The sequence below is a fragment of the Thermorudis peleae genome (assembly GCF_000744775.1).
GTDB classification, from domain to species: Bacteria; Chloroflexota; Chloroflexia; order Thermomicrobiales; family Thermomicrobiaceae; genus Thermorudis; species Thermorudis peleae.
In genome coordinates this window covers 1,157,218-1,180,715 of sequence record NZ_JQMP01000003.1, presented here as the reverse complement: position 1 = coordinate 1,180,715, position 23,498 = coordinate 1,157,218, and the positions used below count along the sequence as shown (strand labels likewise).

Below are 23,498 nucleotides of genomic sequence, written 5' to 3'. Positions count from 1 at the left end.
TACGTAGCGAGTTGTAAGGAGCGAATATGACGACAGCCTCATCAACGCAACAGCGCTATCACCGCCAGATCATCCTGCCGCAGATTGGTCTCGCTGGCCAGGAACGACTTCGTCAGGCGCGCGTCGCCATCCTCGGCGTTGGTGCATTAGGATCCCATGTCGCGGAACTGCTTACCCGTGCAGGTGTTGGGTTTTTGCGCCTCGTCGACCGCGACGTTGTGGAACTTACGAATCTTCAGCGGCAAGCGCTTTATGACGAACAAGACCTCGAAGAAGGATTGCCCAAAGCTGTCGCTGCAGCGAACCACCTTGCCAGAGTGAACAGCGATGTGGTGATTGAGCCAATCGTGGTCGATATCAATTCGAATACGATCGAACAGCTTGTGCGCGACGTCAACGTGATCATCGATGGCAGCGACAACTTTGAACTGCGCTATCTCGTAAACGATGTAGCGGTAAAATATAGCATTCCCTGGATCTACGGTGGAGTTGTTGCAACGATGGCAACAACGATGACGATTCGTCCCGGCATTACTCCATGTCTTCGTTGCCTCTTTCGTGATCCACCACCACCAGGCAGTGCTCCAACGTGCGATACCGTGGGTGTTTTCAGTCCGGCGGTTACACTGATAACAGCGATTCAGGCGAGCGAAGCAATAAAAATTCTTATTGAGGATACGGCAGCCTGCCACGGATCATTACTCCAAATAGATGGCTGGACACTTGAATGTTCACGTATTCCTCTCAATTCCCCTGATCCCCAGTGCCCTTGTTGTGGACTACACACGTTTGATTTTCTCACCGGCCCTACCCCCAGCCAAACGGTGCACCTGTGCGGGCGTGATGCCGTCCAAGTCGTCCCGTATCCCCCAGCCACGCTCTCACTTTCAGCACTTGCCACACGCCTTACCCAGGTTGGTGCGGTAAGCTATAACCGGTACGTGCTGCGACTGCGGGCAGATCGGTATGAACTTACTGTGTTCCCCGATGGCCGCGCGATCGTGAAAGGCACAACCGATCCGACCGAAGCACGCAGCGTCTACGCGCGTTACATCGGAATGTGAATCGCAACCATGATTTACCTCGACAATGCTGCTACCAGTTGGCCAAAGCCTCCAGCCGTCTATGAGACACTTGGCTCTTTCTTGCAGCGAGCGGGAGCCAATCCCGGTCGATCTGCGCACCGGATGGCTCTCGAGGCGAGCCGTGCTGTTGAAGAGACGCGTCGGAAGCTGGCACGGCTCATCGGCCTCAGCCAGCCAGAGCGGATCGTCTTCACACTTAACGCCACTGACGCCCTCAACCTCGGCATCAAGGGCGTCCTTTCACCAAACGACCACGTAGTCACGACGGTAATGGAGCATAACTCTGTGCGGCGTCCGCTGCGGGCGCTCGAGGCTATTGGCGTGACAACGACGAAAGTGTCAGCTGACCCTGAAGGGTTTGTCGCACCTGAACAGATTAAGGCAGCACTTCGGCCGAACACCCGGCTGGTGGTTGTCACGCATGCCTCGAACGTTAACGGGGCAGTCCAACCGATTCGCGAAATCGCCGACGTTGTGCATGCACATGGTGCACTGCTGCTCGTTGACGCGGCGCAGACGATCGGTGCACTGCCCTTCTCGATCGAAGCACTAGGAGCAGATCTCCTGGCATTTGGGGGGCACAAAGCTCTGATGGGTCCTCCTGGTACCGGAGCGTTGGTACTTGCCCCCTGGCTTGATCCCGCAGAACTTTCACCAATTCGTGAGGGTGGAACGGGAATCAACTCTGAAGAAGACGTGCAACCTCGTGAACTGCCAGCTCGCTACGAAGCGGGCACTGTTAACACGGTTGGTCTTGCAGCCCTTGGTGCTGCCCTCGACTTCCTGTTCGAAGTTGGGATTGACCGTATTGCCGCCCACGAACGCGCGCTTACAGCACGGCTTATCGATGGCCTCTCAGACATTCCTGGTGTTCGCGTTCTCGCCCCGCGCGATCCAGTTCACCGCGTAGCTGTTGTCTCGTTCCTGATCGATGGCTGGGAACCGGTCGATATTGGTACAGTCCTTGATCAGGCCTTCGGCATTGCCTGTCGCACTGGGCTTCATTGTGCTCCAGAAGCCTGTCAAGCGCTTGGTGCATTCCCTGGAGGCACCGTTCGTTTTTCGCCGGGATTCTTTACCACTGAAGAAGAAATCGATCAAGCGATCGCAGCAGTCGCGGAGCTTGCCCGAACACCGCTTCAGCTGCGCTAGCGGAGGCAGCACGATGGCAAACAAACAGCGCTCACGCCTCGAAGAGCAAATCCTGGAGATCCTTGAAAAAGCGGAGCATGAGCCACGCTGGCGCCGCTGGCTACGCCAGATTACCAGCCTACGTCTCCGCTTCTATCGCTACCGTTTGACTCATCCAATTCGCGCTCCTCGATGGTGGCGCACAGCCAACCTTGCAGCCTGGACAGGATATGTGGGGGCATTTGTCTTTGTCTTCCTTGCTCTCATCGTCACCAACTGGATCCATTGGCTGGCTCAAGTGTTTGCCCTCCTGTCCCTGCTTGCCCTCTACATACCGATTCTGTTGAACTTCCGCAGACCAGCGTATCCATCAAGCCGGCAGTGGCGCGGACGCGACATTTCACTTACCCGCCGTTCATCGCTTTGGCGTATTCGAGAATACTGGGATCGATTGCGTCGACATCGATAAGACTATGCCCGCTACCGGCACACACGCTATCCTTGGCCAGGAAGGGGCAGGGAGGGTGTGAAGGCATGCCGAAGATTGTGAGCGATATTGTCGATGTCTATCCGTTCCGGCGAAACCGGAAAGTTATTCAGTTTTTACTCTTACACCGGCGAGATGATGTCCCGTTAGGGAATACCTGGCAAGCCGTTCACGGCCGTATCTTGCCGCAGGAACGAGCAACCGAAGCCGCGCTCCGAGAATTGCGAGAACAAGCTGGCCTGATTCCGGCCCGCCTCTATTCCGCCGACTTCATCAACCAGTTCTACGATCACCTTGCGGACGCGATTATCTTAGCCCCCTCGTTTGCTGCCCTCATTGAAGATGCCAGCACAATCCAGCTGGCTGGTGACTACAACGACTACGCATGGTGCGACCTCGAGGAGACGGTTAGTCGGCTTCCCTGGAGTAGCCAACGCTGGGCAGTGCGACACATCTACGATGTCATTGCCCTTGGCGGAGACGAAGCAGAGTTTTATGCCATTACATAGGGCACTGCTTGTCCCTAACACACCTCGATGCACTGACGGGTATACTTCCCAGGTGCGTTTACTGCACTGACGACCTGGAGACGATCAATGCCAGAGTTCCAGCTGGTAACAGACTTTCAGCCGACCGGTGACCAACCACAAGCAATCGCAAAACTCGTCGAAGGACTTGAGCGAGGATATCGCCATCAGACGCTGCTTGGCGTCACAGGATCGGGCAAGACCTTTACAATGGCCAACGTGATTGCCCGGGTTCAGCGGCCAACGCTTGTCTTAGCTCCCAACAAAACGCTTGCTGCGCAACTCTACAGCGAGTTTCGGGAATTCTTTCCCTATAACGCTGTCGAATACTTCGTCAGTTATTACGACTATTATCAACCTGAAGCCTATGTGCCAAGGACTGACACGTATATCGAGAAAGAAACAGAAATTAATGATGAGATCGATCGGTTGCGCCACGCCGCTACCCAAGCCGTTCTGACTCGCCGTGACGTGATCATTGTCGCAAGCGTCTCCTGCATCTACGGCATTGGCTCACCGGAAGAGTACGGGAAAACGGTGATCACGCTACGGCGTGGGGAGCGTATTCGCCGCGACAAGCTTTTGCGCCATCTTGTCGACATTCAGTATGAGCGCAATGACCTGACGCTGATTCGCGGAACATTCCGTGCGCGAGGCGATGTCATCGAAATCTTTCCGGCATCGGGCTCAACCGCGATCCGCGTTGAGCTTTGGGGGGACGAAATCGAGCGGCTTGTCGAATTTGATCCACTCACTGGCGAGATCTTGACTGAACGTACTGAAGTGTTCGTGTACCCAGCAAAGCACTGGGTGACGAGTCAAGAAAAGTTGCTTCTTGCAATCCAGGATATTGAACAGGAACTCGAAGAGCGGGTGCGGGAATTAGAAGCACAAGGCAAGGTACTGGAAGCTGCCCGTCTCAAGCAACGGACGCTGTACGACTTAGAAATGCTTCGGGAGGTTGGCTATTGCTCTGGTATTGAGAACTACTCCCGCCACCTTGCACGCCGCGGCCCCGGTGAGCCTCCGTGGACACTGCTCGACTATTTCCCCGACGACTACATCATGTTCATCGACGAGTCACACATCGCGATTCCACAGGTTCGTGGGATGTACCATGGAGATAAATCCCGGAAGGATATTCTCGTTGAATATGGCTTCCGCCTTCCGTCTGCACGGGACAATCGGCCGCTCACCTTTGAGGAATTTCTTGAGCGGATTAACCAAGTAATTTATGTCTCAGCAACACCTGGACCGTTTGAGCGAGAAGTGAGTGAGCAAATCGTTGAGCAAATCATTCGACCAACCGGCTTACTCGATCCAGAAATCAGCGTCCGCCCAACACGCGGACAAATTGATGACTTAATCCATGAAATCCGCCAACGTGTAGCGCGAGGTGAACGAGCTCTCGTAACCACCCTGACCAAGAAGATGGCCGAAGACTTGGCGGATTACCTCAAGGAAATCGGCATCCGCACGCATTACTTACACAGCGAAATCGATACACTCGAGCGGGTAGAAATCCTCCGCGACCTCCGGCTTGGTGTGTATGACGTTGTCGTTGGAATCAATCTCCTTCGTGAGGGTCTTGATCTGCCTGAGGTCTCGCTTGTTGCAATTCTTGATGCAGATAAAGAGGGCTATCTTCGCTCGGAAAGCTCACTCATCCAGATGATTGGCCGAGCAGCTCGACATGTCAACGGGCTCGTCATCATGTACGCTGACACGGTAACGGAATCGATGCGTCGGGCTATCGATGAAACCTATCGCCGCCGCGCTATTCAGATGGCCTATAACGAAGCGCATGGCATTACACCGCGTGGTATCGTGAAGCAGGTGAAGGACCTGACTGATCGCGTCCGAGCTGTTGCTGAGCAACGAAGCACCTATGATACGACACAATCGTCAGATAACCTTGGCGTCATTGCAGAACTTGCACCAGAAGAACTCGCCCGGCTGATCCGTGACCTCGAGCGGCAAATGAAGGAAGCTGCGAAGCAGCTGGAATTCGAAAAAGCGGCGTTGCTTCGTGACCAGATTATTGAACTGCGTCGCATTCAAGAAGTGCTTCGCTAGCTCAACAGCGCAAACTGAAGGAGGGAAGAGAACCGAATGGCGCGAAACCGCACCACGCGGCGCTCTCAGGCGAGCCAGCGCACGCTCTTCGCCGCGGGAGTCGCTATTCTCGCCGTTGCAGCCATTGCAGGATGGCTACTCTATGACCTCAATCGACAAACGTCACCCGCACCACACGCAGCCTCAGCTTCACCGACGAACTCGTCTCCAGCCCTTGCAATTGCAACAGCGTCGCCAGTTCCGGCAGGACCAGCTACACCAACAACTGCGCCGACCGCTACTCCAACAGCGCGGCCATCACCAACGCCAACAGCAACACCAGCAGCAACCCCGACACCAGCCCCAACGGTTGTTATTGGGAGCTTTGGCGAACTGCCCGCTCCAAACCTGCCGCAACCTGATCCCGCGCTTTCCCGGCTCCAACTATCCTACAAGCTAAACGTCGACCTCAATCAAGTCCCGAAAACCGCACCAGTCTACGCGCTTATCCCTCGCACCTGGTCAGCGGAGCAGGTTGCCAGTATTGCGCAAAAGCTCGGGATTATGGGGGCTGTCCAGCCACAGGGCGAAAATGCCTTTAGCGTTCAGGATAACGCTCAACTCCTCACCGTATCAGGCAGCACGATACAATATCAGCGCTTACAGCGCATCGAAACGCCAGCCGCTACACCAAGAGCAACGCCTGCTGCAACCGCGACGAGTGGGGCAAATACGCCTACCGGGCAGATTAGCGACGCTCAGGCAATTGCTGTAGCCCGGTACTGGCTAACCCAATATTTTGGGGATCTGCCGAATTTAGGCCAAGGACAAGTGATCGGACGTGTCGCCGATGAAGGCCTTACCCTCGTGCTCATTACGCCAAGCTCCCCTCCAGTACTCTCGGCTATTCCCGGCGCTCAGATTGCAGTAGCCCCTGACGGCTCAATCCAGCAGGCACGAGTCTTCTGGCCAGCTCGCTTTGAACCGTCCACCTACAGCCTGCGCCCTGCTGAAACCCTGTGGAACGACGTGCAAGCGGGTCGTGGATACATTGCCCTCGACCCAAGCCTGCTGCCAAGCGGCAGTGGACAACTCACCGGGCAAGTCACGATTACCCAGGTCCAAATCGTTTACACTGACGCCGGAGATGCGTCACGCCGATATCTTACCCCGTTAGCAGAATTCGTCGGTCAGGCACAAATCGAAGGGCTCAACAAGCCAATACCGGTGCAGATTGCCGTTCCAGCCGTTGCAGCGCAAACCCTGCCGCGAGGATAACGACACGACTGCCTGTATCCAGGGAAGGGGAACTATGACTCGGGGGAACCAACAAGCTGAGACCGACTCGCCAAAGTCAAACGGGACGAGCGGCAGCAGTAGACGCCTCCAACGGCTCTGCTCAGCAGGCCTTGTGCTTAGCGTCGTACTAAGTCTCGTTGGAACGTTAGCCACTCCTGCTCCCCTCACGGCACGCCCAGCAACGCTCCGTTGGGCATATTATGTCACGTATGATCGAACCTCCTGGACTTCCCTCCAAGCTCATGTCGGCCAACTTGACGTCGTTGCTCCGTACTTCTATCAACTCCAAGCTGATGGCACCATCACTGATAATAGTGATCCAACAGTTGTGCGCTTCCTCAAACAAAATCACGTCGAGATTGTCCCAATGATCAAGAACGTTCCGCAATGGGACGACTTTCACGCTTTCCTGAGCAACACTGCACTACGGCAACGTGTTATTCAACAACTCGTCACGCTCATCCAGCAAAACCAGTATGACGGGATCAACATCGACTTTGAGGCGGTCAACGCTGCAGATGCCCCGCTACTTACCCAGTTTATGACGGAACTGAGTGCAGCGCTTCATCCGCTTGGCAAACTGGTGACACAAGCAGTCATCCCCCGAACCTCCGACGCACCGACACGGTGGGGCGGCGCGTACGATTATGCAGCACTTGCCCGCTCAGTGGACTACCTCATTGTCATGGTCTATGACCATCATAGTCAGGGAAGTGCGACACCTGGCCCAATTGCACCTCTTGACTGGATCACACAAGTCATGGCCTATCTCACGCAGCGGGTGCCACGCTCACAGCTTCTGCTTGGCCTCTCGCTTTATGGCTATGATTGGGACACCGTAGCTGGCCCACCTGCCAAGGCTCTCCGTTTCGACCAGGTGCAAGTACTCATGCAACAACCAGGTGTCCAGACAGGCTTTGACCCACAAGCCCAGGAACCATGGATAACGTATGTGGACAGCCAACAGCATCTCCACCAGGTGTGGTACGCCAACGCAGCCAGCATCGCCGCACGGTTCCGTTTCATGCTTGACCAAACCCTTGCAGGCTTCGCCTTTTGGCGTTTAGGGCAGGAGGATCCGGCAGTCTGGAACGAAGTCGCGCAGTTGAATACCCCGGCAACGCGCATTCCTCCTTTCCCATCGACTGCTGATCGCCTCTATTTTCCTGAGACTGGTCATTCACTTGCCTATGGTTTTAAAGCATTCTGGCAACGTTCTGGTGGACTTCCAGTCTTTGGATACCCGTTGACAGAAGAATTTGATGAGTTCAACCCAGACACTGGCCAACGCTATACCGTGCAGTACTTTGAACGCCAACGCTTTGAATATCACCCGGAATTCAAGGGCACACCCTACGAAGTAGAACTGGGACGGCTCGGCGTCACCGATGCGCAACGGCGCGGACTGCTCAGCACGCCGCCGTTCCAGCCACTTCCACCAACAACCCAAAGCGATGCCTCCTGTCAGTTCTTCCCTGAGACTGGACATCGTCTCTGCAACGCTTTCCGACAGTACTGGCAATCCCACGGCCTTGATCTAGGCGACCCAGGAATCTCTTTCCGCGAATCGCTTGCCCTATTTGGCTATCCTATCTCCGAGGAATTCACTGACCCAGCCTGTGGCTGCACAGTGCAATATTTCGAACGAGCGCGATTCGAATATCACCCGGAAAATCCCGACCCATATAAAGTCCTTCTTGGGCTACTCGGTACCGATACGCTCCGTGCAAAGGGCTGGATTCGATAGTGATGGCAGATCAACGATTTATTCTCGTTCTGCACGGCCCAAACCTGAATCTTCTCGGCCAGCGTGAGCCGACCATATACGGGCACACCACGCTGGCTGAGATCAATGCCCAACTTGAGGCGCGTGCACACGCTCATGGTGTTGAACTGATCATCATACAATCGAATCATGAGGGGGAGCTGATCGACGCCATTCAGCAGTATGGCTTCACCGCAAGCGGCATTATCATCAATCCCGGTGCGCTGACACACTATAGCATCGCACTCCGTGACGCGCTGGCCGCTGTGCCTTCACCAGCAATCGAAGTTCATCTCTCAAACATTCATGCCCGTGAACCATTTCGTCACCGCTCCGTAACGGCGCCGGTTACCCGAGGACAGATTGTCGGTCTTGGGCCTGCCGGATATCTCTTGGCCCTACAGTACTTTTTGGAATACGCAAAAGACGAGTGGAAGGGGTAAGAGAAGTAATGAACAGGATACACCGCTTGTCACGTCTGCGTGCGCTCCTGTCAGAGCGGGCACTCGATGCGGTAGTGATTACTCACCCATCAAACCGGTTCTGGCTCAGCGGCTACACCGGCGAAGATATTGCCCCGAACGAGTCAGCAGGGCACGTGGTTATCACGCACCAGGAAGCTTACTTGGTCGTTTCAACCATGAACGCACCACAAGCACGACAAGAAGCACCACACTTCCAAATTTACGACCGTGAACGCAACTTTGCCCGTGCCGATGCGCTCTTACTCCAAGAATGTGGTGCCCGTCGCATAGGCTTTGAAGATGGGGCGATCCTTTACCAGGACTATCAAACGCTCTCACAGACGCTTGGTGAAGGGATAAGCCTTGAGCCGCTTGGTTCGGCGGTTGATGCACTGCGTGAGGTCAAAACTGCCGACGAGCTTGAACGTATCATTCACGCACAGCAGATCACCGAGCAAGCGCTGCTGACTGCACTTGCCGAGTTCACGCCAGGACAGACGGAGCGCACACTTGCGAGGCGCCTTGATCAAGCCATGCTTGAACACGGTGCTGATCGCCCAGCTTTCCCGACAATTGTGGCCAGTGGCCCCAACGCTGCATTGCCACATCATACCCCGGGTGATCGCTCAATTGCACCGGGTGAAACGGTGGTCATCGATATGGGCGCAATGGTCGATGGCTATTGCGCTGACCTGACTCGAACTGTCTGGTTCGGTGAACTTCCGTCGGAAGCGGAATACGCATTTACCGTTGTCCTCCAAGCGCTTGAAGCAGTCGAACGGCAACTCCACGCCGGTATGACCGGCAAAGCAGCCGATGGAATTGCACGCGAGCACATCGCGGCAGCAGGGTATGGGGAAGCGTTCACCCATTCACTGGGACATGGGGTAGGCGTTCGCGTTCACGAGGGCCCTGCGCTCTCTCCGCGCAATGAGGAGCCGCTGCCTGCTGGTAGCGTCGTGACACTTGAGCCGGGAATTTATCGACCCGGGCAGTTTGGCATCCGCATTGAAGACCTCGTTGTCATCGAGCCAGATGGGCTGCGTATACTCACAACAGTACCGAAGCGGATCACACTGCCGCTCGCATGATAACGCGTTGAGGAGAGATGACAAGGAGTAGCAACCGATGATTGAGACAGGCGATCTGCGTAAAGGGCTGACGTTACTCATTGATGGGGAACTCTACCGGATCCTCGATTACCAGCATGTCAAGCAGGGGCGCGGTAGTGCTTTTGTGCGCCTTACCATGCGCAATCTCCGTACCGGAGCAACGATCACAACCACCTATCAAGCAGGTTCACGGTTCCAACTTGCTCCACTCGAGCGTCACCGCGTCCAGTATCTTTATCAAGACGCAGATCAATACCATTTCATGGACCTCGACACCTATGAGCAATTTGCACTCGACCGAGAAGCACTTGGCGAAGCGGTGAACTACCTGAAAGAGAACTTGACGCTTGATCTGTTAACCTATGAAGGGCAACCGGTTGAAGTTGAACTTCCAGTTACAGTCGAATTGCAAGTTGTTGAGACTGATCCTGGTATTCGTGGTGACACCGCAACCGGCGGTGGCAAACCAGCCAAGCTTGAAACTGGCTTAGTAGTCACTGTCCCGCTCTTTGTTAACGTTGGCGATATTGTGAAAGTTGACACGCGAACAGGCGAATACCTGGAGCGCGTGCAGTAAGTAGCAAGGAAGTGCAAAGCGGTGACATGGTCAAGCGAGCAGAAGCAGCAAATAGATCACGTTGATCTTGTTCCTGATTATGTATCCTTGACGAATGTCATTCGTGAGCTTGTCACGCTGATGGAGCAGGCAGGACTCCGGCGGCTCGAAGTTGCCCAGGGGTCGTTACATATTGTCCTCGAGGCAGCAGAACAGCGTACCCCCCCGACGAGCGCAGCACCGCTGGCACCTGCACCCTCTGGTGCTGCCCCAGCAAGCTCAGCGACTGAGGATCCAGCACTCTATACCGTGCGTGCCCCGCTCGTCGGCACCTTCTACGCTGCACCTTCTCCTGATGCTGAGCCATTTGTACAAGTCGGAGATCACGTTGAAGCAGGGCAAACGATCGGCATTATCTCCGCGATGAAGGTGATGAACGAGATTACGACTGAGTATGCCGGTACCGTTATCGCTATTCTAGTTGAGAACGGGCAAGCAGTAGAATATGGTCAGCCGCTGATTCAAATTCGCCGCGACTCAGCTGGATGAGTGCTTAATGCAGCATATTTTCAATGTCTCAGACATAACCGAATACATTCAGGAGATTCTCGAGAACGATCAGATCCTACGCGATGTCTGGATTCAAGGAGAAGTCACAAATTTTGTGCGCTCATCAAATGGCCACATCTACTTTTCACTTCGCGATGAGCGATCGCAGATTAAATGCGTGCTCTTTCGTCGCGATGCAATACGGCAGCTTTTCTTGCCTAAAAATGGCGACGCCGTTGTCGTCCACGGAGCAGTTCGGGTCTATGAGCCGAACGGCGTCTACCAGTTGTATGCAGACCTCATTCACCCGATTGGTGAAGGGCTCTTACGCCAGCGTTTCCAAGCACTCTACACTAAGCTTGAGCGTGAGGGACTTTTCGACCCATCACGCAAACGTCCCCTGCCACCGCGGCCACGATACATTGGCGTTATTACCTCGCCAGTAGGAGCAGTCTGGCATGACATCCAGACGATCCTGCGTCGACGCTACCCGCTGGCACATCTTCTTCTTGCTCCAGCACTGGTGCAAGGCGAAGACGCCCCCGCGACGATCATTGCTGCGCTGGAGGCACTCCACCGTGATGGACGGGCCGAACTGATTGTCCTTGCGAGAGGCGGCGGCTCGCTTGAGGACCTCTGGTGCTTCAATGATGAACAACTTGTCCGTGCGCTTTTCGCATCCCGTATCCCAATCGTTTCGGCGATTGGCCATGAGACGGACTATACGCTCTGCGACTTCGTCGCCGATCTCCGCGCACCAACACCTTCAGCAGCGGCTGAACAGATCACACCAGACATCCGTGATTTACAGCAAGCGGTTTGGGGATATGCCCAGCGTGCCAGTCAGGCTACCGAACTCCTGCTCGCACATCAGCGTGCACTGATCCGTAGCTTCTCTGCCCGGCTTGACCACGCCAGCCCGCGACGGGTTATCGACGATGGTCGCATCCGACTTGACGACATTGTTGGACGCATGAACAGCATCCTTGCCACTCAGTTGCAGCGAGCACGCATGCACCTCACAAGCCTTGAGCGTGAATTGACGCTCCTTCACCCTCGGCACCCGCTCGAGCGGGGCTATAGCATTATTGTGGATCCCACAACTCGCCGGTGGCTTCATTCGGCTGGCGAACTTTCTGATCCGCAGGCAGTGCACGTGATTTTTGCTGATGGGCATGCTGAGGGCACAATTCGTCCGGTATCCAAAGCACAAGGAGGCCACAATGGCTGATGAGCACTCTGCCCCGTTCGACGGTGAGCAGCCAGCCATCGAAGTCTACGAGCAACTCGTGGCAGAGATTGAACAGATTGTCCAGCGGCTTGAATCTGGCACGCTGACACTTACAGAAGCGCTCCAAGAATATCAGCGTGGTATCGAACTCATTCGCCTCTGCAACAGCATTCTTGACCAAGCTGAGCTGAAGATTACAGAACTTGCAACTGGCCTCACACTCGCAGATGGACAAGCACCACCAATGCGTGGCGACTACACAGAATACTTCCAGTCACGCACGCTTCACGACGAGTTTCAAACGGTCTTTCATATCGAGAATGAGCCCGACGATGAACTCAACTGAGCAACGTCACACACCGCCTGAGGTAAGAAACGCAGGCGAACGGCCATGGTGATCACTGCGTACCCAACTCAAATAGGCTATCCGGAGAATCGTGGGCAAGTGCATTCTCCGATCCCCGATCAAGAAACCATCTTGTCCGCCACACCCTGAGCAACCTAGCCAAGCGCGAGTCGAAGCGGATTGCCACCAAGAAGATGGAAATGCAAGTGAAAGACACTTTGCCCCGAATGGGGACCAACATTCGTCACCACACGATATCCTGTGGTGTGGATTCCCTGCTCGCGAGCCAACCGCGCTGCAACCTGGAGGCAGTGCCCGAGAAGCGCTGGGTCAGCATTGATAGCGTCGTCCAACGATGAAAAGTGCTGGTTTGGGATAATCAGCACATGGACTTTGGCCTGAGGGCGGATATCCCAAAACGCCGTGACACGATCATCGCGATAGACAACAGTAGCTGGCTGCTGTCCAGCTGCAATTGCGCAGAAAATGCAAGACTGCTCAGTCATTCCTCCTCCTTGCGGTGAAGGACCATGCCTGAACTCCCTGAAGTCGAGACCATCCGACAAACGCTTCATCCTCTCCTTATGGGTACCACAATTACCCAGGCAGTGGGAAGCTCAAAACTCGCAGACCTTGTGCCGAATCAGGATTCCCGCACATTGCTTGCCAGTCTGACAGGACGAAGAATCGTAGGGACCGGACGACGCGGCAAGTTCCTGCTGCTCTTCTTGGATGATCACCGTATTTTTCTTGTGCATTTCGGCATGACCGGTGTACTTGTACTGAATCCAGCCATTGGTCTTCCATCTTCTCATACGCACCTGTACCTCACACTCGATGATAGTCGCGTTCTACGCTACTACGACCCTCGCCGCTTCGGTCGGCTTGCTGTCTTAACGCCTGAAGCGTATGCCGAACTTGACCGTCGATTAGGGGTAGAACCGCTTGATCCCCAGCTTACAGCAGAACGGCTCGCTGCGCGCATTACTCGACATCGCCGGGCTCTGAAGGCAACACTCTTGGATCAGCATGTTATTGCAGGCATCGGCAATATTTACGCCGATGAAATCCTTTTTGCCGCACGACTGCACCCATGTACGCCAAGCGAACGATTGGGCCTTGCTGAGAGTGAACGACTCCTGCATGCGATGCGAGCTGTTCTGACAAACGCTATTACCCGTCATGGCACAACGTTTCGTGATTATCGCGATGGGCTCGGGGAACCGGGAACGAATCAGTATACGCTACAAGTGTATGGCCGTTCTCCCGGAGCACCATGCTATCGCTGCGGCTCGCCACTTCAGCAGATGATTGTTGCTGGGCGTACAACGACCTACTGTCCAACCTGTCAGCCCTTACCAGCCTCCTGAAGCACCGAGGCAACATACGCTAATGCCTCGTCAGGAGACGAAGGATCAAGCACTGGATAGTCACCTGCGATGAGGTCAATATGCTTGAGTCCAGTGCCGGTCAAGAAACAGACAACAGAGGTCTCTGCCGTTATTTCGCCGGTCTCACGAAGTTTCATAAGTGCAGCAACTGTTGCACCAGCCTCTGGGGCGGTGAAAATCCCCTCAAACCGAGCAAGCCGAACCATTCCATCAAGGATCTCTTGATCACTCACCGTCACAGCAATACCGTGACTTGCACGCACTGCATCCAAGATCAAGTAATCACCAATTGCTGATGGCACGCGGATGCCAGGGGCAAGCGTCTGAGCATGTTCCCACGGGGTAGCATGCCGGGTACCACGGTGAAACGCTTCAACCAATGGCGCACATCCTTCGGCTTGCACCATCACAAACCGTGGGCGATGAGAGCCAATGAGACCAAGTGACTCCAATTCGCTGAAGGCCTTCCACATGCCAACGATTCCCGTGCCACCTCCGGTGGGATAAATGATGACGTCAGGTAACTGCCACCCAAGCTGTTCCGCGAGTTCAAACCCTAGCGTCTTTTTTCCTTCAGCGCGATACGGCTCTCGAAGCGTCGAAACATCAAGCCAACCAAACTGCTCGCTTCCGCGCCGAACAAGCTGGCCACAATCAGAAATCAAGCCATGAACCAGAAAGACGTGAGCGCCGTAGGCTCGACACTCTGCCGGCATTGCAGGTGGGGTATCCGCAGGCATAAACACAATTGCACGCATCCCAGCACGCGCAGCATAGGCACTCATAGCAGCTGCTGCATTGCCGGCCGAAGGCAAAGCCACAACGCGAACACCAAGTTCTCGCGCGCGAGAGATGGCCGCCGCTTGCCCACGAGCTTTAAATGACCCAGTGGGATTCTGCCCTTCATCTTTCCACCAAAGATGCTTCAGCCCGAGATATTCTGCAAAGCGCATCGACGGGATAAGCGGTGTGCCACCCTCACCAAGCGTTAATCGATGGACTGGATTGCGAACTGGGAGCAATTCCGCATAACGCCAGAGCGTCCAGGAGCGCTGTACGAGTGCTTTGGGCGTCATTGCACGCCGAGCACGCTCCTCAAGATCGTACTCGGCGAATAAGACCCGGCCACAGCTTGGGCAGGTTGTTTGTACCGTATCAGCTGGCCATCGTTGGCCACAGTTTGTACAACGCAGTTGAAGAAGACAACTCTCTGCACTATCCACACCCACGATCCCAACCTCCGGTCCATCACCGTGCTCAGTGTACGACGTTGCGCGCTCGATAGCGCATTGTGCAAAGAGCGTGGAGAGGCGAGTGACGTGTTTGAGGGATCATCACATGGTCGCCTACGCAGCGCACGCAGAGCCACGGAGCAGGAGGCGCGTCATCAGGTACGCTCTGACCAGCTGCGCAAACATACCACACGTCGTACTCGACACGGAGGAGACATGTCTGCTATACTGTGTAATGACAAAAGAATGCGGGAGTAACTCAGTTGGTAGAGTGCCGGCTTCCCAAGCCGGTTGTCGCGGGTTCGAATCCCGTCTCCCGCTCCAGATCCTGTTGCATGATTATCCTTCCTTCTGCTGCCAGTTGATAGCAGAAGTGGCCGGATGTCAAGAGGCAAGGAGGGCCTGGATCCCCTCGATCAGCGACCAGAGCCGCTCCCGCTCAGCCCCCACATACCCCAGGGCCTCGAGGATGGAGTCGACCTTCTCTTTGGATGGGGCCACCAGCCAGGAGGCCGGGAACGGTTGGTTCCGGAGGTAGAAGACCAGCTGGAGTCATCCATACGGCTGGGGAAGGAAGCCGTAGTAGACGGGGAGCGAGCGGTCATGGAGGAGATACCGGGCGAGAAAGCTCGCCACCTCCTCGTCTGTCTGGGGCTGTTCCATCGCCTGAGGCTGGGACAGTAAGATCATAGCAAGAGCCTCCCTTCCTGAATCAGCCAATAGTGCATTCTGCACAACATGCGTTGAGCACTACATATGCCTACCCTTCGGTCCAAGGGCTCCCACCGTTTGTCGGTACGCTACGCCTCACAACAGCACCGTTTCCTCTGGGGCGTAACATAGACTGCACCAGCGAACAGCCGATTTATTAGGAGTGATGGCAACAAGGGTAGTCTACACCATATGGGTAATCCCGCTATTCTATCGATCACAGCTAATGGTTTGATTTGCTCTGATCACCCTTGACGCTTCATCGTGCCCTAGCGTATACTGATAGACGCGCAAAGCGCGTGGGGGCATAGCTCAGTTGGGAGAGCGCTACAATCGCACTGTAGAGGTCGGGGGTTCGAGTCCCCCTGCCTCCACCACGCGATCATGCGTCAAATTGGCTTAATTGACCTCGAAGCCGCCCTGTCGGCTCCTTGGGGATGGATGTGCGAATCAAAGCGAAGTCCGCGTGGCTAGGTCATAACACGGAGGGAGGGCAGCTATGGAGCGACAGACCTTTCAGCTGGTCGGACGAAACGGCAACCGTCGCGAGAGCCTTCTCTTCCGTGACCAGGAAGGCCGGTACTATCTTCGCCCTGGCTGTGGTACCCGCCTCGTGCGGCTAACGACGCGCGATGCCCAGGCATTGATGCGTCGGCAAGATTATCGGCTTGTCCTCGACTCCGGCTGGTACGACTACGATCAGGTTGTTGCGATTGATTGTCCGCTCCCAGACGGGTCAATTGCCTAACACAGTTGTTTGGCCACGAATGGGTTGAGACGCAACAACTCGAAAGCCCGCCTGGTAAAACCGGCGGGCTTTCTCAATCGTTGCTTGCTTGTCTAACCAGCTTTACGATGCAGGTTGTGGCCGAATTTGCGGTGAGGGTTTAGGAACAGGGGGCACAGAGAGGTCTTGCCCATCAGCCTGCTCACGATCTCGCGCTTGCTCGGCCGCAATCACCGCTGCCGGCCGGGTTAGCGGCGGACCAACCAGCTCTGGTCGCGGCCGAGGTTCATCAAACAGCGCCTCAATATCGCTCCCATCAATCGTTTCACGCTCAACAAGGAGCATCGCGATTTTCTCTAACTTGTCCATGTGCTGGAGCAAGATCTCCTTCGCACGGTTATATGCCTCTTCGATGAGCCGACGAACTTCCTGGTCGATTTCATAGGCGACTTGATCACTATAGTTCCGTTGTTCGCTAATCTCCCGACCAAGGAAGATCAATTCCTCTTTCTTACCAAAGGAGAGGGGACCAAGTCGCTCACTCATCCCATATTCCGTGACCATGCGACGGGCCAAGTTGGTCGCTCGCTCAATATCGTTCGCTGCTCCAGTAGAGACCTCTTGGAAGACAAGCTCTTCGGCGACATGGCCTCCCATAAAGACTGCAAGTTGCGCTTCAAACTGCTTCTTCGTCCAGAAGAAGCGATCCTCTTCGGGTAAGACGCGCGTGTAACCACCCATCATGCCCCGCGCGACAATCGACACCTTGTGAACGGGATCAGCGTGAGGCAACATTCGCGCAACGAGTGCATGCCCAGCCTCGTGATACGCGGTCATGAGCTTCTCACGCTCGCTCAGCACACGACTCTTGCGCTCGGGACCAGCGACAACACGGTCGATTGCTTCGAACAACTCACGCCGCCCAATGGTCTTCTTGTTACGCCGAGCTGCGAGAATCGCCGCTTCATTGATCAGGTTCTCAAGGTCAGCACCTGAAAATCCTGGCGTCTGGCGTGCTAGCTCCTCGAGGCTCACATCACTTTCGAGCGGCTTGCCCCGCGCATGCACCCTCAAGATGGCCAGTCGGCCGTTCAAGTCAGGCCGATCAAGCACAACCTGACGGTCAAAGCGCCCGGGACGGAGCAATGCAGGATCAAGGACATCAGGTCGGTTCGTCGCTGCAATGACGATTACGTTGGTCGTGCTATCAAAGCCATCCATCTCAACCAGAATCTGGTTGAGTGTCTGCTCGCGCTCATCGTGACTACCGCCAAGGCCAGCACCGCGCTGTCGGCCAACAGCATCGATCTCATCAATAAAGACAATGCACGGGGCATTACGCTTCGCTTGATCAAACAAGTCGCGGACGCGGCTAGCGCCAACACCAACAAACATTTCGACAAACTCTGAGCCGCTGACGCTAAAGAATGGCACGCCAGCCTCACCCGCAACCGCACGCGAAAGTAATGTCTTGCCGGTACCCGGCGGGCCAACCAGCAGGACACCACGCGGGATGCGAGCGCCAAGCGCGGCAAACTTCTCAGGATATTTCAGGAATTCGACAATTTCCCGCAGTTCTTCTTTCGCTTCATCCACCCCAGCCACATCATCAAACGTCACGGTTGGCCGGTTACTGGTAAAAACGCGGGCACGGCTTTTGCCAAACGATAACGCCTGGTTATTCGTACCCTGCGCTTGGCGCATCACAAAGACGAAGAACCCAATCACAAAGACGAGAGGCAAGATATAGGTCAGTGCTCCTAGCCAATTTCCCCACTGACTTGCTGGATTAACTTGGATATCGACCTGGTCTGGCCGAATACCATACTCATTAAGTGCATCAAAAATACTGACATTCGCTGGCAGGTTCGTTACTTTGACTTCTTGCGAACCGACATATTGAACCTGGACTTGACTGGACCCTTCCGTCATCACGAGACGTTCTACCTTGCCAGCTTTAATGTCTGCCGCAAGGTCAGCGAGGGTAATCCGTTGTCCTCGTGAATCATTCCCGAGGAACGTAAACCACACTGCAACAACGGCAATAATGAGGATCATCCAAACAAAGCCGTTGCGCAGCCATTTGTTGTCGCTCATTCGCGGCCTCCACGCTCGCTTGCCCCGTTACCCTGCTCTTTCACAGGGCGGCTCGAGGTGTTTTGATTATAGCAAACTGCCAGGTTGCTTTCTGTCACCTCCACCCCTCTAGCGTTTCGGCATAAGCGCTGCCAATCTTGACGCATGATCATACCGGCGCTTCGGCGCGGTAGATGGCAACAAATGGCAAGTTACGATATTTCCCTGCCACATCAAGCCCATAGCCGACCACAAAGACATCGGGGATTTCAAAACCGACCCAATCGACTGGAACAGGCAAGGCATCAGCTTTTTGTTTGCGCAACAACGCGACAACGCGGAGACTTGCCGGATTGCGCCGGCGGAGGACATCGCTGAGGTATTGCAACGTGAGCCCACTATCAACGATGTCCTCAACGAGCAACACATCCTCTCCTTCGATCGGGCGATCAAGGTCCTTCAAAATTCGCACGACCCCTGACGTCACCGTCGCCTTACCATAGCTGGAGACCGCCATAAAATCGATGGACAATGGAATGGGCATATGCCGCACGAGATCAGCCATAAAAACGAAGGCACCGCTGAGCACCCCAATGAGTAACGGTCGCTTTCCAGCATAGTGTTGTGCAATCTCTGCTCCTAGTTCTGTCACCCGGCGCTGAAGGGTTTGCTCATCAATCAGGACTTCCGCAAGCCCCGCCTGCAAGGCTGATGGCTCAATATCGCCCATCGACTGTTCCTCCTTCTCTGCCAACACCTGCCACGCTTTGGGAATTGTTGGATCGTGAGAGATAAGTTGAACGCTCGCGCCTGGCAGCTGCGCCGCTGCCGGATGAACACCAGCGATCCAGAGCACCTCCTTGTCACGGGCTACAACAGGAAGCCATTCCCGTAGGTATCGTGGGATTTTTTCATTAACAAGCCAATCTTGCAATCGCACAAGGCGATCTGTTGAGACACGCAACCGATCACCGTGGTGCCGAGTTCGTAGCGTCACCGGCTCCGCTGCATCGATGGAGAGAATCCAGCCACCTGGGAACGCGATGAGCTGGTGCCCCTGAATAGCGAGTGTCATTGGCGTCAGCAGGAGCGGCCCTTGCCAGCGAGAACGTAAGGCACGCTCAAGGACCATTTGGTGTCCGATCGCAATCACCGTGTAATCAACATACGCGAGTAACCCATGTCCTAGTTCGATACGAGTGCCCACAGCATGGGCACTCGCACTCCGTAACGCCTCAAGACGCTCTGATGCTACGCGCACCTGTCGTCCATGCGCGGCGTGCTGGACTGCAGCAAGCAGCACGCGCCGTTGGATCGCAACCGGCAAGTGCACCAACTTCTGCCGTTCGACCCAGATGACATTCTTCTCTTGGCGGACAAGGTCTGTGACATACCGAGCGGTTTCTTGAGCAAGGTAATCAGCATCATCTTGGAGAAACATCGCAACACGCGCGATAACGCCTGTTGCACCAGGTGCAATGTCCTCAAGAGCAGGGAGGACTTGGTAGCGAATGCGATTGCGGCGGTAGGCGAGTGATGTGTTCGAGGGATCATCAATTGGTGTCAGGCCAAGCGACATGAGGCAAGCACGAATTTCCGCTCGACTCGTATCGAGAAGCGGCCGAAGAATCGACAACTCAACCACGTCGTTGCCGGAAGGATCAAGCGCAACGGGTCGGCGATGGCAGTAGCGCATCCCAGCAAGGCCCTCGAGACTTGCTCCGCTGATTAATCGAAGAAGCACAGTCTCTGCCTGGTCATCACGTGTATGGGCAACAGCCACCCATGGTGTCGCAAGCTGCCGTGCTAGCTTTCCGAGCGCACCATAGCGCGCTGCTCGCGCTCCCGCCTCGATGCCACCCTCGTGATATGCCGCCCATTGGGTCACATCCACCTGAGTAACCTGCACAGGGACACCCAACGCTGCGCCAAGCGCCTGCGCCTGGCGCGCTTCGTCAGCTGATTCTGGACGAAGCTGATGATCGACATGGAGAGCAACGATTCGAGGGCCTTGGCCGCGGCGCTCCAATTCGGCAAGCGCCCAGAGTAGAGTCAACGAATCGGGGCCGCCCGAAAACCCGACAACGAGCGTCGCGGTCACCTCAACCTGCGCCTGCTTCAGGTGTGTTGCAACTGCCTGGAGGATCTTGCGCGCTGGAGCAGGCAGCTGATCACTGGGCCTCGTCGACCGATCCATTGCCAGCACTGCGCATATCGTATGACATGGATAAAAAGCAAAGGCGAGCGGCGAGTACCGCTCGCGCTGTGCCGGTGGGCGGATTCGAACCACCAACCAAGGGCTTATGAGTCCCCTGCTCTACCGTTGAGCTACACCGGCATCGCTTTTCCTCCAACTAAGTGTAGCGTCCCGTGCACTTCCCGTCAACGCCAGCAGGATGCCATGTGAAACATCCTCTCCCCACCGGATTCTTTCACCAAGGTGGAGCAAGAGTGTACGGACATGCGGTACGCTTGAGGAAGCCTACGTCGTAGAGGGGCTGGGAAGCCAAACTGAGAGAGAAAGCGAGCACGACATGCGAATGACGCAAGAACTGCTGCAAGCGCTGAACAGCGAACAGCAAGAAGCTGTCACGGCAGTAGATGGGCCGGTGTTAGTTGTTGCTGGGCCCGGAAGCGGCAAGACTCGCGTCCTGACCCATCGTATTGCCTACCTCATCGCTGAAGGCTATGCCCGCCCGCACCAGATTCTTGCGGTAACGTTCACGAACAAAGCTGCCCGGGAAATGCGCGAACGACTTGCCCAACTCCTTGATCCGCAGGTAGCTGAACACGTCATGGCCGGGACTTTCCATGGCATTTGCGCGCGTATCCTGCGCGTTGAATATGCCGCGCTCGGTTACCCTTCCTTCGTCATCTATGATGACGAGGACCAGTTGGCTCTCGTCCGTCATGTCCTTGAAGAGCTCAATCTTGATCCGAAGCGGTTTAGTCCGCGTGCCATCCTCGCTCGCATCTCAGCTGCCAAAAATCAGCAAATTTCTCCAGCCAGCTATCCGATTGAATCCTATTTTGACGAAGTCGTTGCTCGCGTATACCCGCAATATGAACGACGCCTCGAGCGAGCAAGCGCACTCGATTTCGATGATCTACTCACCAAAACGCTTGCGCTGTTTGACGAATTTCCCGAAGTGTTGCAGCGATATCAGGATCGGTGGCACTACATTCACGTCGACGAATATCAAGATACGAATCACTTACAGTATTTGCTCGTTCGCGCTCTTGCACGAGGCCATCGGAATCTCTTTGTTGTCGGCGACCCCGACCAGTCAATCTATGGCTGGCGGCATGCTGACATCCACAACATTCTCAATTTCAAGCGCGACTACCCCGATGCTCGTGAGATTCATTTGTCGATGAATTATCGGTCGACAGCCACGATCGTTCGGGCAGCTGACCACGTCATCCGGGCGAATCGGCTGCGTATCCAAAGGACGCTGCGCACACTGAATGACACGGGGCTCCCAATCACCCTCTGGGCATGCGCTGATGACCTTGAGGAAGCGACGCGCGTTGTCGAAGAAATTCGCATACTTGTCGCGCGTGGAATACGACAATACCGAGATTTCGCCATTCTCTATCGCACCAATGCCCAAAGCCAACCACTCGAGCAGGCGCTTGTCCAGGCCGGTATTCCTTACCAGCTCATTGGCGGCCTGCGCTTCTATGAACGGCGTGAGATTAAAGACGCGCTTGCCCTCCTCCGCATCTTGATCAACCCAGCCGACGACGTAAGCCTGCGGCGGGTCATTGAGAACACACCTCTTGGGAATGGCATTGGCAAACAGACATGGCGGAGCCTCGAGCGCGTGGCTGCCCAACATGCTATGCCGATTGGCTTGCTTCTTCGCGATCACCATCTTGCCTGCTGTGAGCTTACGGGACGCACTCGGCAGCGCTTAGCAATACTCGCAGATCATCTGCAGCGCTGGCAAACGCTTTCTTGCGAATTGTCTGCGAGCGCTCTTTTCGCACGTATGCTTGAGGAAGCTGGATTGAGTGCACTCTACCGTGAAGCACGTGATCCTGAAGATATCGACCGCTGGGAAAACTTGACGCAACTCGCGAGTCTGTTGCAACAATACGATCACCTACCTGCAGACCAAGGGATTCCGCTCTTTCTCGACGAAGCTGCGCTTGTTACCGATGCGGATCTTTTAAACGACGAGCGCAATCATGTCACGCTCATCACGTTTCACGCAGCAAAAGGATTAGAGTTCCCGGTTGTTTTCCTCGTCGGCATCGAAGAAGGCCTCGTTCCTCACTCGCGATCAATCGAGAACGAGGCCGAACTTGAAGAAGAACGCCGTCTCTTCTACGTCGGTCTGACGCGAGCGAAGGAACAAGTGTACATTAGCTTCGCCAACCGGCGTCTTCGCTGGGGAACGTCAAGCTGGAGTGTTCGCTCGCGCTTCCTCGACGACATCCCAGATGAGTTGCTAGAGTATGGAGGGAAGTCCGAACGGCGATCATTCCTCGAGCATTCCTTGAAGCAACGCAGCCGGCTACATCACACTCCTACGCCAACTGTGCGACTCAGGAAGGGGATGCGTGTCTTCCACAAGACCTTTGGAGATGGCATCGTTGTTGACGTGCACGATCTTCCCGGCGACCAGGAAGTCGCGGTAGCCTTTAAACGTCATGGAACGAAGCGACTCCTTGTCAGCCTTGCAAACCTGACAGTTGAGTAGAGGAATGGCGTCCATGCGACGCCTGCAACTGGAGGGAGGGAGAAG

The 23,498-nt window shown here is 55.3% G+C and carries 21 protein-coding genes and 3 tRNA genes; 18 read left to right on the top strand and 6 right to left on the bottom strand.

Going from position 1 to position 23,498, the window contains the following annotated elements:
• The first annotated feature begins 26 nt into the window (after positions 1 to 26).
• From N675_RS08385 to xseB, 13 genes are all read left to right on the top strand, one after another.
• Positions 27 to 1,064 (top strand): ThiF family adenylyltransferase, encoded by a 1,038-nt coding sequence (locus tag N675_RS08385; RefSeq protein ID WP_038038962.1) that lies wholly within the window; start codon positions 27 to 29, stop codon positions 1,062 to 1,064.
• 9 nt (positions 1,065 to 1,073) lie between these two features.
• A complete protein-coding gene (locus tag N675_RS08380) occupies positions 1,074 to 2,237 on the top strand; it encodes an aminotransferase class V-fold PLP-dependent enzyme (RefSeq protein ID WP_038038961.1) in 1,164 nt (387 codons plus the stop codon).
• 13 nt (positions 2,238 to 2,250) lie between these two features.
• Positions 2,251 to 2,685, top strand: a complete 435-nt coding sequence (locus tag N675_RS08375; protein WP_038038960.1) for a hypothetical protein — start codon at positions 2,251 to 2,253, stop codon at positions 2,683 to 2,685.
• Positions 2,686 to 2,750: 65 nt separating this feature from the next.
• The gene (locus N675_RS08370) at positions 2,751 to 3,212 is read left to right on the top strand and encodes an NUDIX domain-containing protein (RefSeq protein WP_038038959.1); all 462 of its coding nucleotides are present in this window, start codon (positions 2,751 to 2,753) and stop codon (positions 3,210 to 3,212) included.
• Between the two features lie 87 nt (positions 3,213 to 3,299).
• Positions 3,300 to 5,306, top strand: coding sequence for an excinuclease ABC subunit UvrB (gene uvrB, locus N675_RS08365; RefSeq protein WP_038038958.1), 2,007 nt, complete (start codon positions 3,300 to 3,302; stop codon positions 5,304 to 5,306).
• Between the two features lie 36 nt (positions 5,307 to 5,342).
• The gene (locus tag N675_RS13695) at positions 5,343 to 6,563 is read left to right on the top strand and encodes a hypothetical protein (RefSeq protein ID WP_051914482.1); all 1,221 of its coding nucleotides are present in this window, start codon (positions 5,343 to 5,345) and stop codon (positions 6,561 to 6,563) included.
• A gap of 34 nt (positions 6,564 to 6,597) precedes the next feature.
• A complete protein-coding gene (locus tag N675_RS08355; RefSeq protein WP_051914481.1) occupies positions 6,598 to 8,331 on the top strand; it encodes a glycosyl hydrolase family 18 protein in 1,734 nt (577 codons plus the stop codon).
• A 2-nt stretch (positions 8,332 to 8,333) separates the two neighbouring features.
• Entirely contained in the window at positions 8,334 to 8,792 is a 459-nt protein-coding gene (gene aroQ / locus N675_RS08350; RefSeq protein WP_038038957.1) for a type II 3-dehydroquinate dehydratase, read from the top strand.
• An 8-nt stretch (positions 8,793 to 8,800) separates the two neighbouring features.
• The gene (locus N675_RS08345) at positions 8,801 to 9,904 is read left to right on the top strand and encodes a M24 family metallopeptidase (RefSeq protein WP_038038956.1); all 1,104 of its coding nucleotides are present in this window, start codon (positions 8,801 to 8,803) and stop codon (positions 9,902 to 9,904) included.
• A 37-nt stretch (positions 9,905 to 9,941) separates the two neighbouring features.
• Positions 9,942 to 10,502, top strand: coding sequence for an elongation factor P (gene efp, locus N675_RS08340; RefSeq protein ID WP_038038955.1), 561 nt, complete (start codon positions 9,942 to 9,944; stop codon positions 10,500 to 10,502).
• 21 nt (positions 10,503 to 10,523) lie between these two features.
• Entirely contained in the window at positions 10,524 to 11,030 is a 507-nt protein-coding gene (gene accB, locus N675_RS08335) for an acetyl-CoA carboxylase biotin carboxyl carrier protein (protein WP_338417745.1), read from the top strand.
• Positions 11,031 to 11,037: 7 nt separating this feature from the next.
• Positions 11,038 to 12,261: an exodeoxyribonuclease VII large subunit gene (xseA, locus tag N675_RS08330; RefSeq protein ID WP_038038954.1), complete on the top strand. Its 1,224-nt coding sequence runs from the start codon at positions 11,038 to 11,040 to the stop codon at positions 12,259 to 12,261.
• Positions 12,254 to 12,607 carry an exodeoxyribonuclease VII small subunit gene (gene xseB / locus N675_RS14840; RefSeq protein ID WP_038038953.1) on the top strand — a complete coding sequence of 118 codons (354 nt, stop codon included), beginning with the start codon at positions 12,254 to 12,256 and terminating at the stop codon, positions 12,605 to 12,607. The genes xseA and xseB overlap by 8 nt, the downstream gene beginning before the upstream one ends.
• A 155-nt stretch (positions 12,608 to 12,762) precedes the next feature.
• Here the strand turns inward: xseB and N675_RS08320 are convergent, their stop codons facing one another.
• The gene (locus N675_RS08320; RefSeq protein WP_038038951.1) at positions 12,763 to 13,113 is read right to left on the bottom strand and encodes a histidine triad nucleotide-binding protein; all 351 of its coding nucleotides are present in this window, start codon (positions 13,111 to 13,113) and stop codon (positions 12,763 to 12,765) included.
• A gap of 24 nt (positions 13,114 to 13,137) precedes the next feature.
• Here N675_RS08320 and mutM point away from each other — a divergent pair, with 24 nt between their 5' ends.
• Entirely contained in the window at positions 13,138 to 13,977 is an 840-nt protein-coding gene (gene mutM / locus N675_RS08315; RefSeq protein WP_038038949.1) for a bifunctional DNA-formamidopyrimidine glycosylase/DNA-(apurinic or apyrimidinic site) lyase, read from the top strand.
• Here the strand turns inward: mutM and N675_RS08310 are convergent.
• On the bottom strand, positions 13,956 to 15,221 hold the full coding sequence (locus N675_RS08310) for a threonine synthase (protein ID WP_038038948.1): 1,266 nt from the start codon (positions 15,219 to 15,221) through the stop codon (positions 13,956 to 13,958). The genes mutM and N675_RS08310 overlap by 22 nt on opposite strands.
• A gap of 257 nt (positions 15,222 to 15,478) precedes the next feature.
• Between N675_RS08310 and N675_RS08305 the strand changes: the two genes are divergently transcribed.
• Positions 15,479 to 15,554 (top strand) — tRNA-Gly (locus N675_RS08305).
• Between the two features lie 228 nt (positions 15,555 to 15,782).
• On the opposite strand, the gene N675_RS14340 is transcribed toward N675_RS08305, so the two are convergent.
• Positions 15,783 to 15,920 (bottom strand): hypothetical protein, encoded by a 138-nt coding sequence (locus N675_RS14340; protein WP_156100850.1) that lies wholly within the window; start codon positions 15,918 to 15,920, stop codon positions 15,783 to 15,785.
• 322 nt (positions 15,921 to 16,242) lie between these two features.
• On the opposite strand from N675_RS14340, the gene N675_RS08295 reads away from it, so the two are divergent.
• Positions 16,243 to 16,318: transfer RNA gene (locus tag N675_RS08295), tRNA-Ala, on the top strand.
• Positions 16,319 to 16,440: 122 nt separating this feature from the next.
• Complete coding sequence (locus N675_RS08290) at positions 16,441 to 16,689, top strand: hypothetical protein (RefSeq protein WP_038038946.1); 249 nt, start codon at positions 16,441 to 16,443, stop codon at positions 16,687 to 16,689.
• 102 nt (positions 16,690 to 16,791) lie between these two features.
• Here the strand turns inward: N675_RS08290 and ftsH are convergent, their stop codons facing one another.
• The 3 genes from ftsH to N675_RS08275 form a co-directional block, all read right to left on the bottom strand.
• Entirely contained in the window at positions 16,792 to 18,765 is a 1,974-nt protein-coding gene (gene ftsH, locus N675_RS08285) for an ATP-dependent zinc metalloprotease FtsH (RefSeq protein WP_038038945.1), read from the bottom strand.
• A gap of 148 nt (positions 18,766 to 18,913) precedes the next feature.
• Entirely contained in the window at positions 18,914 to 20,941 is a 2,028-nt protein-coding gene (gene hpt / locus N675_RS14645) for a hypoxanthine phosphoribosyltransferase (protein ID WP_081886951.1), read from the bottom strand.
• Between the two features lie 69 nt (positions 20,942 to 21,010).
• Positions 21,011 to 21,082: transfer RNA gene (locus N675_RS08275), tRNA-Met, on the bottom strand.
• A 196-nt stretch (positions 21,083 to 21,278) separates the two neighbouring features.
• On the opposite strand from N675_RS08275, the gene N675_RS08270 reads away from it, so the two are divergent.
• Positions 21,279 to 23,453: an ATP-dependent helicase gene (locus N675_RS08270; RefSeq protein WP_081886950.1), complete on the top strand. Its 2,175-nt coding sequence runs from the start codon at positions 21,279 to 21,281 to the stop codon at positions 23,451 to 23,453.
• Positions 23,454 to 23,498 lie beyond the last annotated feature (45 nt).